5 protein-coding genes are annotated in these 12,514 nt (G+C 65.3%); 3 read left to right on the top strand and 2 right to left on the bottom strand.

Annotated features, from left to right (window positions below):
* Positions 1-228: 228 nt before the first annotated feature.
* Positions 229-1,716, bottom strand: coding sequence for a SulP family inorganic anion transporter (locus tag BJD12_RS15875; RefSeq protein ID WP_039423202.1), 1,488 nt, complete (start codon positions 1,714-1,716; stop codon positions 229-231).
* 211 nt (positions 1,717-1,927) lie between these two features.
* Between BJD12_RS15875 and BJD12_RS15870 the strand changes: the two genes are divergently transcribed.
* Both BJD12_RS15870 and BJD12_RS15865 read left to right on the top strand, forming a co-directional pair.
* Positions 1,928-3,367 (top strand): cellulase family glycosylhydrolase, encoded by a 1,440-nt coding sequence (locus BJD12_RS15870; RefSeq protein ID WP_042827681.1) that lies wholly within the window; start codon positions 1,928-1,930, stop codon positions 3,365-3,367.
* Between the two features lie 357 nt (positions 3,368-3,724).
* Positions 3,725-5,857 carry a methyl-accepting chemotaxis protein gene (locus BJD12_RS15865; protein WP_201765697.1) on the top strand — a complete coding sequence of 711 codons (2,133 nt, stop codon included), beginning with the start codon at positions 3,725-3,727 and terminating at the stop codon, positions 5,855-5,857.
* 487 nt (positions 5,858-6,344) lie between these two features.
* On the opposite strand, the gene BJD12_RS15860 is transcribed toward BJD12_RS15865, so the two are convergent.
* Positions 6,345-9,017, bottom strand: coding sequence for a PAS domain S-box protein (locus BJD12_RS15860; RefSeq protein WP_005989179.1), 2,673 nt, complete (start codon positions 9,015-9,017; stop codon positions 6,345-6,347).
* Between the two features lie 450 nt (positions 9,018-9,467).
* Here BJD12_RS15860 and BJD12_RS15855 point away from each other — a divergent pair, with 450 nt between their 5' ends.
* Positions 9,468-12,344 (top strand): M16 family metallopeptidase, encoded by a 2,877-nt coding sequence (locus BJD12_RS15855; RefSeq protein WP_058562561.1) that lies wholly within the window; start codon positions 9,468-9,470, stop codon positions 12,342-12,344.
* Positions 12,345-12,514: the final 170 nt, after the last annotated feature.

Below are 12,514 nucleotides of genomic sequence, written 5' to 3'. Positions count from 1 at the left end.
CGGTACGCAAACGCAGGCGCGTCCTGCGGGACACCGCGGGCTGGCGGACAAGTGATGTGGCAATGCGCAGGCTTCACGACAACGACCGGCAATCGGGATGCCGGTTCATCGGCGTCCCACCAGCAAACTTGAGGTCGCTGCCCGGCCACGCTCAGCGCGCGGCCAGCCGCCGCGGCACCACGGACACAACCGCTCCCGACGCCGGTGGCGGCGGACGTCCTGGAGCACTCAGGGCAGCGCGGATTCCAGTGCGTCCTCGCCCAGGGCATGCCGCTGCATCAGCCGGCGGCTACCGGCATTCAGACCTTTCACCTGCACGTCCAGATCGTGGTGGCGCAGCCGCTGCACAACCTTGTCCAGCGCTGCCACCGCGGTGATGTCCCAGAAATGCGCGCGGCTGACGTCGATCACCACCGCACGGCCGGGTACCTCGCGCGCATCGAAGGCGTCGATGAACACATCGGCCGAGGCGAAGAACACCTGTCCGCGCACGGTGTAGGTGCGCACGCCGTCCGCGCCGTCGCCGTGGGCGATCTGCAGCAGGCCGGCCACCTTGAAGGTGAAGAACACTCCGCTCAGCACCACGCCCACCGCCACCCCGGCGGCCAAGTTGTGGGTGATCAAGGTCACCGCCACCGTGGCGAGCATCACCACGCTGGAGGTCCGCGGGTGGGTCACCACGGTGCGCAGCGAGCGCCAGTCGAAGGTCTCGGCCGACACCATCACCATGATCGCCACCAAGGCCACCACCGGCACCTGCGACACCCACGGTTTGAGCAACACCATCAGGATCAGCAGGAACACGCCGGCGAACAACGTCGATAGCCGGCCGCGGCCGCCGTACTTCACGTTGCCCACGGTCTGGCCGATCATGCCGCAGCCGGCGATGCCGCCGAACAGGCTGGCCGCCGCGTTAGCGATGCCCAGCCCGGTGCACTCACGGTTCTTGTTGCTGGGGGTGTCGGTCAGCTCGTCGACTACCCGCGCGGTCATCAGCGATTCGAGCAGGCCCACCATGGCGATGGCCAAGGCCGGCAAGGCGATGATGCGCAGCGTCTCCAGCGTCATCGGCACCGCCGGCCACTGCAGGAACGGCAGCGCATTGGGCAGCTTGCCCAGATCAGCCACGGTCTTGAGCGGCAGGTGCAGGGCAGTGCCGGCGATGGTCAACAGCAGGATGCACAACAGCGGCGAGGGAATCGCCGACAGCCCGGGCACGCGCAACCGCGGCAGCCCGTAAATGATCGCCAGCCCCACACCGAGCATGGCCCAGGTGGTGAAGTTGGCACCCAGCAGATGCGGCAGCTGCGCAGCGAAGATCAGCACCGCCAGTGCGTTGACGAAACCGGTGCGCACCGAGCTGCTGACAAAGCGCATCAACACGCCCAACCGCAACAGCCCGAACAGGATCTGCACCGCACCGGCCAGCAGCCCGGCGGCCAGCAGATACGGCAGGCCGTGCGCCGCCACCAGCGGTGCGGCCACCAGCGCCACCGAGCCTGCCGCGGCAGAAATCATCGCCGGGCGCCCGCCACAAAACGCGATGACGATGCCGATGACGAACGAGGCGAACAGGCCGACCTGCGGGTCGACGCCAGCCACGAATGCGAACGCAATCACTTCGGGAATCAGGGCAAAGGTTGCGACCGCACCGGCCATCAGTTCGCGCGCAGGTGAAGCGCGCCATTGCGCCAGTTCGGCACGCAGGAAAGACATTGGGGGACACTCCGGGGACAAAAAGGACAACCTGCGGACAGTGCGCAGTGGGGATAGTGTGCGGGAAAGCGACCGTGCCCGCAGCGCGCCTGTGATGCATGCGCCAATGCGCCTTTTTGTGGCTGCGATCACGCCGCGCGACGCGGACGCAGACCAAGATGCCCCCCTCACTGGGCTCGGGTGTCGAGTTCGGTTCTCTAGGGAGACCACCATGTCCATTTTCAGGACTGCAAGTACGCTCGCACTGGCTACTGCGATGGCCCTGGCCGCCACGCCGGCTTTCAGCTATTCCATCAGCAACAACAAGATCGTCGACGACAGTGGCAAGGTGGTGCAGCTCAAGGGCGTCAACGTGTTTGGTTTCGAGACCGGCAACCACGTTATGCATGGCCTGTGGGCGCGCAACTGGAAAGACATGATCATCCAGATGCAGGGCCTGGGCTTCAATGCGGTGCGCCTGCCGTTCTGCCCGGCCACGCTGCGTAGCGACACCATGCCCAGCAGCATCGACTACAGCCGCAACGCCGACCTGCAGGGCCTGACCTCGCTGCAGATCCTCGACAAGGTGATCAACGAATTCAACGCGCGCGGCATGTACGTGCTGCTGGATCACCACACCCCCGATTGCGCCGGCATTTCCGAGCTCTGGTACACCGGCTCCTACACCGAAGCGCAGTGGCTGGCCGATCTGCGCTTTGTAGCCAACCGCTACAAGAACGTGCCGTACGTGCTCGGCCTGGATCTGAAGAACGAACCGCATGGCGCCGCCACCTGGGGCACCGGCAACGCCGCGACCGACTGGAACAAGGCCGCCGAGCGCGGGTCGGCCGCGGTGCTGGCCGTGGCGCCGAAGTGGATCATCGCGGTGGAAGGCATCACCGATAACCCGGTGTGCTCGACCAATGGCGGCATCTACTGGGGCGGCAACCTGCAGCCGCTGGCCTGCACCCCGTTGAACATTCCGGCCAACCGCCTGCTGCTGGCGCCGCACGTGTACGGGCCGGACGTATTCGTGCAGTCGTACTTCAACGACAGCAACTTCCCCAACAACATGCCGGCCATCTGGGACCGCCACTTCGGGCAGTTCGCCGGCAAGTACGCGCTGCTGTTGGGCGAGTTTGGCGGCAAGTACGGCGAAGGCGATGCACGCGACAAGGTCTGGCAGGACGCGCTGGTGAAGTACCTGCGCAGCAAGGGCATCAACGAAGGCTTCTACTGGTCCTGGAACCCCAACAGCGGCGATACCGGCGGCATCCTGCGCGACGACTGGACCACCGTGCGTCAGGACAAGATGACGCTGCTGCGCACCCTGTGGGGCACGGTGAGCGACGCTACTCCGACTCCTACGCCTACTCCGACACCTACCCCAACTCCGACTCCAACCCCGGGCACCGGCACCAGCACCTTCAGCACCAAGGTCATCGTGGACAGCAGTTGGAGCGGTGGCGCGTGCAACCGCGTGCAGGTCACCAACACCGGAACCGGCAGCGGCACCTGGTCGGTGACGGTGCCTGTCACCGGCACGGTCAACAACGCGTGGAATGTGGTGTGGTCGCAGAGCGGCAGCACCCTGCGTGCAAGCGGTGTGGATTTCAACCGCACGCTGGCCGCCGGTGCAACGGCCGAGTTCGGCTTCTGCGCAGCAAGCTGATGTGGAAGGCGGGCATGCAGTGCTTGTCCGCCTTCATATCGCGCGCGATCGCCCGCCTGCATATTTAGAAGGTGCGGCCGCGTCGCGATTGATCGATCCATCTGTCGAGCGATGCGTCGCCTGCGATCTGTCCAACGTCAGCAGACCCTTGTAGGAACGCACCTGGGCCCGACGAGGCTTTACTGGTCATGCCGCATCGCGCCCAGGTGCGCTAGACGTTGCGTTGGCACTGCGTGTTTTTACAAGCAGACGCTTCCGCAATCAGTATTCAACCCGCATGTGAATCAGCCGTTATCCATGACATGGCGCCCTGCGCGGCGCGTTCTGGATACCGTTGCCATGCCCGTTGTCTCCCTGTTGCGTCGCCATGTTGCCAATCTCCCGTTGACCCGCAAATTCGTCCTGTTGTGCACGTTGTTGACGGTGGGCGTGATCCTGCTCGCAGTTGCTGCGGCGCGTCTGCAATATCTGGATCTGATCGAGGCGCGCAAACTCAGCGTCAAGACCGAGGTCGAGATGGGCCTGACCGTGATGCAGCACTACGCCGACAAGGTCAAAAGCGGCGAGCTCACTGCAGATCAGGCAAAAGAAGCGGCACGCACCACGCTTGCGGACATGCGCGCCAACGATGGCGTGGATTACTTTTTCATTGTCGACCCGCAGATGCGCATCCTGATGCATCCCAAGCGCCCGGTCGGTACCGACATGAGCGACTACAAGAGCGATGCCGGGCAGTACGTCTATCGCGACATCAAGACCGCGATCGACAGCGGCGATGGCTTCAGCTACTACGATGCCCCCAAACCCGGCAAGAAGGAACAACTGCCCAAGATCAGCTATGCCAAGACGTTTCCGGCCTGGAACTGGGTGCTGGTGATGGGCGTGTACGCCGAAGACATCCAGGTGCAGGCCTGGGGCTTTACGCGAACGCTGACCTTGATCGGCGCCGCACTGGTCGCCCTGGTGATTGGCCTGTGCTGGTTGATTGCCTCGGCGATGGCCGCACCGTTGCGCGCCGCCTCGCGCACCGCCGAGGCAATTGCCTCGGGGCGTTTCGACAACGATATCCGGGTGGAATCGCGCGACGAAACCGGCCAGTTGATGCACAGCATGCAGCAGATGCAGAACCAGCTGCAGCGCTTCAACGGCGAGATGCAAACCATGATCCGCCTGCAGCAGGGCGAAAATATCGCACACCGCATCCCGGAGGATTTCCCCGGCGATTACGGCAGCCTGGCGCATGGCGTAAACACCGTGGTGTTCGAACACCTGGATGCCATCAACGAGGCGATGGAGGTCATGGGCGAATACGGCCGTGGCGATCTTCGTCGCGACATGCGCCGCCTGCCTGGTCAGCGCGCTGCCTTGCACGAAGCGTTGGATACGGTGAAGAGCAATCTGTCGGCGATCAATAGCGATATCGCGCGCCTGGCCGATGCCGCCGCGCGTGGCGACTTCTCCGCACGCGGCGAGCAGGCGCGTTATCAGTTCGCATTTGCAGAAATGGTGCAGGCCTTGAACCGCTTGATGCAGCAGGCCGATGCCGGTCTGGACGATGTGGGCCGCATCATGGCTGCAATTGCCGATGGTGATCTGTCGCAACGCGTGGAATCGCATTACGAAGGTGCTTTCGGCCGCCTGGCCAATGCCGCCAACCGTACCGCGATCCAGCTCACCAGCATCGTGCAAGGCATCCAGCACTCGGCCGAGATGATCAATACCGCCGCCGGCGAGATCGCCAGCGGCAACGCCGATCTGTCCACGCGCACCGAACATCAGGCCGCAAATCTGGAAGAAACCGCCGCATCGATGGAAGAGCTCACCTCCACCGTGCGCCAGAACGCCGACAACGCACGCCAGGCCAACCAACTGGTCAAGGGCACCGGTGAGGTGGCCGAAAGCGGCGGCCGCGTGGTGCAGGAAGTGGTGAGCACCATGCTGGCGATCACCCAGTCCTCTGCACGCATTTCCGACATCATCGGGGTGATCGACGGCATCGCCTTCCAGACCAACATCCTGGCGTTGAATGCGGCAGTGGAAGCGGCGCGGGCCGGCGAGCAGGGCCGTGGCTTTGCCGTGGTGGCCAGTGAAGTGCGTGCCCTGGCACAGCGCTCGGCGGGCGCTGCCAAGGAGATCAAACAGTTGATTTCCGACTCGGTGGAAAAGGTGGAACAGGGCTCGGGCCTGGTGCAACAGGCCGGCAGCACCATGACCGAGGTGGTCAGCTCGGTGAAGCGTGTCACCGACATCATGGCCGAGATCACCGCTGCGAGCACCGAACAGAGCGCAGGGATCGAACAAGTCAGCACCACAGTGATGCAGCTGGACGAAATGACCCAGCAGAACGCAGCGCTGGTGGAAGAAGCCACCGCGGCCGCGCGCAGCCTGGAAGACCAGGCAGCGGATCTGACGCGTGCGGTGGCCGTCTTCCGGCTGGCACCGGCGCAGCCTGCGTCGATGCAGCGCCATAGCGTCGAGCAAGCTGCGTAGTAGGCGGGGGATGACTTGCGGTTTGCGCTTCGCGCTGACGCACGCTCATCGGTGCTTCGGGCTGTTTCTCCCAAGGGGGAACAGCACCGAGCAACTGGTTATCCAAACCCCTCTCCCACCGGGAGAGGGGCTGGGCTGAGGGTGCCCCGGCGGCCGATATGCGTCGCCACGAAAACTTCCGCATTGCCAATCAGCAGGGCCGCATCCGCAATCGATAGGTCGGTATCCCGCGTTACATCACACGCGCATTGGCACTCAGATGATCAACTCCCGCGCAGCCTGCGTTGGCGCAGCACTACCGCGTCCAACGGACTGCACAATGAGGTGGTGCCAACGCTTGGAGTAGGTGGTCGTGATGCAACAGCACCACCTCGAGCAAGCTGCACCGCCAGCGGATGGCTCGCGAGTGCGCTCTGCGCTGACGTACTCTCATCCGCTTTTGGGGCACCTTCTCCCCAGGGAGAAGAAACGGCTATCGCCGCCGACCTCAGCGGGCAGCGTCGCCGCTGTTCATTGCCGCATCCTTGCTGCAGCGCGCGTTCTTTGCGGCGTACATCGCTTCGTCTGCGGCATGCATCAGGCTTGCCGCCTCGGCCTGTTTACCGTGTTGCCAGGCGACGCCGATGCTGGGTTGGATCGGTAGCCGCTGCTCGCCAAACAGGGCGCCTGCGGACGCCGCGTGGCGAATGCGATCGGCAACCCAGGCGCAATCGACCTCGGGCGTTTGCAGATTGTCCAGCAGCACCACGAATTCGTCGCCGGCCAGGCGCGCCACCAGGTAACGGCCTTCCACCGCGCGTTGCAGACACTGGCCGAACTGTACCAGCACCGCGTCGCCAGCGCGGTGGCCGTAAGTGTCATTGATGCGCTTGAAGCCATCCAGGTCCAGAAACATCACCGCTACCGCGCGTTGTAACTGATGCGCCTGCAGGACGGCGTTTTGCAATGCCTCGGTCCACGCGTGGCGGTTGGGCAGGCCGGTCAGCGCATCGCGGGTGGCGCGCTCGTGCATCAGGCGGTGCAAGGTCTTGTGCGCGGTGACGTCCTGCGCCATCAGAAAAAACCCTTGCGCACCGCCGAGCAGGCGTCGGGCTTCCGGCACCAGGGTGATCTCCATATCGCGTGCACTGCCACCCACGTGCAACACGTGCTCGAAACTGGCGCGCTGCCCTTCGGCTACTTGCGCCAATGCAGTGCGTGCGGTCGCGCTGAGCGGCGCGCCCAGCAGATGCGCGATCGGCAGTCCAACCAGGCTGGCCGGCTCCACCCCCAACCAGTCGCGATGCGCTTCGTTGGCAAACAGGCAGCGTTGGCTGGCATCGAACTGGCTGACCAGCGCCGGAGTGGCGTCGCTGATGGCGCGCAAGCGCGCTTCGCTTTCGGCCAGACGTTCGGCCGCCACATGGCGCTCGGTGACATCCTGGATCTGCGAAACCAAATGCACCGGTGCGCCGCTGCCGTCGCGCACCAGCGACACCGACAACTGGGCCCAGATCACTGCGCCTTGCTGGCTGATGTAACGCTTGGCCAGGCTGTAGCTATCGCGCTTGCCGGCGATCAGTTGCTGCACGAGTTGCAGGTCCATTTCCAGATCGTCCGGGTGGGTGATCTGCTGGAAGGTGGTACGCAGCAATTGCTCGCGCGAGTAGCCGAGAATGCCGCACAGGGACGGATTGACGTCGCGCCAGGCGCCATCCAGCGAGACGATCGCCATGCCCTGCGGCGCAGTTTCGAAGGCCCCGGTGAAGCGTTCGGCGGCCAGCTGGGCGGCGGCCTGCGCCTGCAATTCGGCGGTGACGTCGATGGCCATGGCCAGATAGCCGGCCAGGCCTTTTTGCGCATCGTGGATGACGTTGAAGCACAGCCGCACCCGACGCAGCTCGCCGTCCTTGCGTACCAGCGTCCACAGTTCTTCGGCCAGCACATTGCCGGCAGCGGCCGCCGCGAGCTCCAGGTACGACGCTGGCGACAACGCCAGCGTGGCCATGTGGCGCTCCAGCTCGGCCGGCAGATGGAACCGCGACGGGCAGCTGCCCTGCACTTCATCGGCGGCGTACCCCAGCAGTTGTTCGGCACCGGGATTGAACAGTTCGATGCGGCCCTTCGGGTCGAAGGCGATGATCGCCACGTCTTGCGAGGCATCCACCAGCGCCTGCAGGCGCGCGCGCTCGGCAGACAGAGCCGCCGACGCATCCCGCAGCTGGGTGATGTCGTGCATCACACAGACCGCGCCCAATGCCGTGCCCTTGTCGCCGACGACCGGATCGGCATTGCACAGCACGCTGCGCGGAGGCTGGCCGTTGGCACGGATCACCAATTCGGCATTGCGTACGTGCTCGCCGCGCCATGCGCGCAGCAGCGGGATAGCGTCGGTGGGCAGCAGATGGTTGCCGTCTGGGCTGTACAGATCGAAATGCTGCGCCCATTGTGCCGGCGGCAGCACGCGCGGGTCGGTGCCATGCCATTGCCGCGCGGCATGGTTGAACTCGCGCAGCAGACCGTCGGTGCCACAGGCCACCACGCCGTCGGGCATGGCTTCCAGCAACATGCTCAAGGTCTGCCGCTGCGCCTGCGCCTCGAGCCGATCGCGACGCGCTTCCAGCTGGCCCACCGCCTGCCGCGCCAGACGGATCAGCGCCTGCTTCTGATGGTCGTCGAGCACACGCGATTGGGTGCTGAGCGTGCACAAGGTGCCGTAGGCATAGCCCTCGCGGCCGACCAGCGGCACGCCGACGTAGGAGCGCACACCCGGCGCAGCGGTGACCAGTGGGTTGTTGACGAAGCGCGGGTCGGCCTCGGCATCAGGGACTTCCATCAACTCGGTCCCCATGACCGCGTAGGCGCAGAACGACACGCTACGCGGGGTGCCCTCCAGGTCGGTACCGCAGCGCGCCTTGAACCATTGCCGGTCGGCATCCATCAGCGACACCAACGCCATCGAGGCACCGGTCACATGCGCCGCCAGCCAGGCGATGTCGTCGAACTCCGCCTCGGCCTCGGTGTCCAGCACCCCCAGCCGGCGGACCGCGTCCACGCGCAAGGCGTCGTCGGCGGGAATCGGCACGGGCGGCAGCAGGGCGGTCATGGCGTGATCGGTGGGCAACGTCGGGTCAGGGTAGGTCGCCCCCGGTAACGGCGAGGCGACGAGCAACTTGAGCAATCAGCTGAGTCCGCTCGCCTCCTGCGACGTGGTAGGCGCCGGCGGACCGGCCGTCAGGGCGAAGCGATCAAGGCAGCGTGCCTGGTCGCCACCGGCGTGCCCCCACGTCCAGACGCGCGCATGTGCTGGATGACATCGGCCTGGCTGGTAGCGCCCGCGCCGGCACCACTCGCTCCGGGCACCGGCGGTACTGCATAGGCAGCGCGCTTGGTGCGTGGACGTCCTGCTGGTCAACCAGGCTGGGCTTACGCCAGCTCCTGGCCCAGCGGCTGCCCACAGCGCCCGCGCACGCTTGGGCTCACCGCACGGACAACCGACCACGACGTCCTGTCGCCAATTCCGTTTTCCGGCACCCCGCCAACACGGCCCACCACACCCCTGCCGAAGAGCATTTGCGGCCGTGCCAAGCAGCCACTACCCTCGGCCGATTGTCCTGCTCTGGAGTGTCACATGCTGCGTCCGTTGTCCTTGTTGATCGCCAGCGTGCTCGGCGTCGCTGCCGGTACCGTTCCGCCCGCCGCACAGGCCGCACCGGCCAGCCTGTCCAAGACCGACAGCAGCGCCATTCCCGACATTGCCTACACCCGCTTCACGCTGCCCAACGGCCTGACCGTGGTGGTGCACGAAGACCACAAGGCGCCGGTGGTGGCGGTGAGCATCTGGTACCACATCGGTTCCGGCGACGAGCCGGCCGGCAAGACCGGCTTTGCGCACCTGTTCGAGCATCTGATGTTCTCCGGCTCGGAAAACAACAAGGGCAGCTTCTTCGCACCGCTGGAGCAGGTCGGCACCACCGACATGAACGGCACCACCTGGTTCGATCGCACCAATTATTTCGAAACCGTGCCGACCACCGCGCTGGATACCGCGCTATGGCTGGAATCGGACCGCATGGGCCACCTACTCGGTGCCATCGGCCAGGAAGAGCTCGACACCCAGCGCGGTGTGGTGCAGAACGAAAAGCGGCAAGGCGAAAACCGCCCCTATGGCCGCGTGGACCAGAACATCCTGTCCAACCTGTTCCCGGCCAACCACCCGTACCAGCACGACACCATTGGCTCGATGGAAGATCTGGACGCGGCCTCGCTGGGCGACGTCAAACAGTGGTTCAACGACAACTACGGCGCCGCCAACACCACCCTGGTGCTGGCCGGCGACATCACCGTGGCGCAAGCGCGCGCCAAGGCCGAGCAGTACTTTGGCGATATCCCGTCCGGCAAGCCGGTGGCGCGTCAGCAGCCGTGGGTCACCCCGTTGGCCGCACAAAAGCGCGGTGTGCAACACGACCACGTGTCACAGCCACGGATCTACCGCACCTGGGCCGCGCCGCAGCTGGGCACCGACGACATGATCCAGCTGGATCTGGCCACCACCGTGCTGGGCGGCGGCAAGACCTCGCGGCTGTATCAACGCCTGGTCTACCAGGACAAGCTGGTCGATGACGTCTCCGCATCGGTGCAGCCGTTTGCCCTGTCCAGCCAGATGCAGATCCAGGCCGACGTCAAGGACGGTGTGGACCCGGCCAAGGTGGAAGCGGTCATTAACGAAGAACTCAAGAAATTCATCGCCCAAGGCCCGACTGCCGACGAGTTGCAGCGCGCGCAGGTGGCCTACCGCGCTGGCTTCGTGCGCGGGCTGGAAAAGGTCGGCGGTTTCACCGGCAAGGCGGTGCTGCTGGCGGAAGGTCAGGTTTATCGCGGCGACCCGGCTGCCTACAAGAATGACCTGCAGCGCGCCCTCGGCGCTACCGTGGACAGCGTCAAGCAGGCGTCGGCCACCTGGTTCGGCAAGGGCGATTACCTGCTGACCGTGCTGCCGGCCGGCAAGGACTTCGACCCGGCCGCCGAAGACAAGGCGGTGGTCGCGCGCGCCGCAGAACCGGGCAAGCCGGCGCCCAAGCTGCCCGCCGCCGGCAAATACAAGGTCGTCGCTTCCAAGGTGGACCGCAGCACGGGAGTGCCCAAGACCACCCAGTTCCCTGACCTGAGCTTTCCCAAACTGCAGCGCGGCAAGTTGAAGAACGGCATCGAAGTGGTCCTGGCCGAGCGCCACACCATTCCGGTCACCCAGGTCGAGCTGCTGTTTGACGCCGGCTACGCCGCCGATCAGGGCAAGAAGCTGGGCACCGCCAGCTTCAGCGCCGCACTGATGAACGAGAGCACCGCCTCGCTGGATTCGGTGGAAGTGGCGCAGCGTCGCCAGCGGCTGGGCGCGATCACTGCGGTTGGCTGCGATCTGGACAGCTGCAGCGCCTCGCTGGATGCGCTCAACGACCAGCTGCAGCCGTCGTTGCAGTTATTCTCCGACATCGTACGCAACCCGGCGTTCAAAGCTGCAGACATCGAACGGGTGCGCGGCCAGTGGCTATCCGGCATTGCCCAGGAAAAGACCCAGCCCAACAGCCTGGCGCTGCGGGCGTTGCCGCCGTTGCTGTTCGGCAACCAGCACCCGTATGGCATCCCGCTCACCGGCAGCGGCACCGAGGCGGCGATCAAAAGCCTCAACGCGCAGGATCTGCAAAATTTCCACAGCCAGTGGCTGCGTCCGGACAACCTGCGCATCCTGGTGGCTGGCGACACCACGCTGGCGCAGATCATCCCGCAGCTCGATGCCGCCTTCGGCGACTGGAAGGCCCCGACCACGGGGTTGCCCAAGAAGAACCTGGCCAACGTCGCCGCCCAGCCCAAGCCGCGTGTGTATCTGATCAATCGCCCGGACGCGCCGCAGTCGGTGATCCTGGCCGGCCTGCTGGCCCCGTCCACCAAGGCGCCGGATAACCTGGCCATCGGCGTGGCCAACGGCGCCTTCGGCGGCACCTTCACCTCGCGTCTGAACATGAATCTGCGCGAGAACAAGCGTTGGGCCTATGGCGCCGGTACCCGCATGATGGATGCGCAGGGCCAGCGCCCGTATCTGTTCTCGGCACCGGTACAGACCGACAAGACCGCCGAGTCGGCCAACGAGATCTTCAAGGAAGCCACCGCGATCATCGGCGACAAGCCGCTGACCACCGATGAGATCGAGAAGATCAAGAACCAGCGCATCCGCGCCCTGCCCGGCAGCTTCGAAACCACCGGCGCGGTGCTGGGCGCGATCGAAGGCATCGTGCAGTTCGACCGCCCGGACGATTATGTGCAGACGCTCAAGCCGCGCCTGGAAGCGATCGACCAGCCGGCCGCGCAACAGGCCATCAAGGAGATCGTCAAGCCCGAGGCGATGACCTGGGTGATCGTCGGCGACCTGAAGAAGATCGAAGCCCCGGTGCGTGCGCTCAAGCTGGGCGAAGTGCAGGTGCTGGACGCCGACGGCAAGCCGGCCAAGCGCTGACGTGTTGCCCATGCCCCCGCCCGTTTGCGACATGCAGGCGGGTGGGGGCGGTGTTCTGTGCGGCATCCACGCGCTCATGCACTCCAGTCCTGCGCGCGTGGTCCCCACCCACCTCGACGACCGCTTGCCGCGTCTTGGATGCCCTGGATATCGACGCCATGTTGTCGGCC

It is taken from the genome of Xanthomonas vesicatoria ATCC 35937, assembly GCF_001908725.1.
In the GTDB taxonomy this organism is placed as follows: Bacteria; Pseudomonadota; Gammaproteobacteria; order Xanthomonadales; family Xanthomonadaceae; genus Xanthomonas; species Xanthomonas vesicatoria.
The sequence above is the reverse complement of the archived record's forward strand: the minus strand, read 5'-3'. Positions and strand labels throughout refer to the sequence as shown.

Bases quoted from the DNA above. Each gene is read 5' to 3' on its own strand.
- BJD12_RS15875 (WP_039423202.1), bottom strand. From the start codon at position 1,716: ATGTCTTTCCTGCGTGCCGAACTGGCGCAATGGCGCGCTTCACCTGCG.
- BJD12_RS15855 (WP_058562561.1), top strand. From the start codon at position 9,468: ATGCTGCGTCCGTTGTCCTTGTTGATCGCCAGCGTGCTCGGCGTCGCT.
- BJD12_RS15870 (WP_042827681.1), top strand. From the start codon at position 1,928: ATGTCCATTTTCAGGACTGCAAGTACGCTCGCACTGGCTACTGCGATG.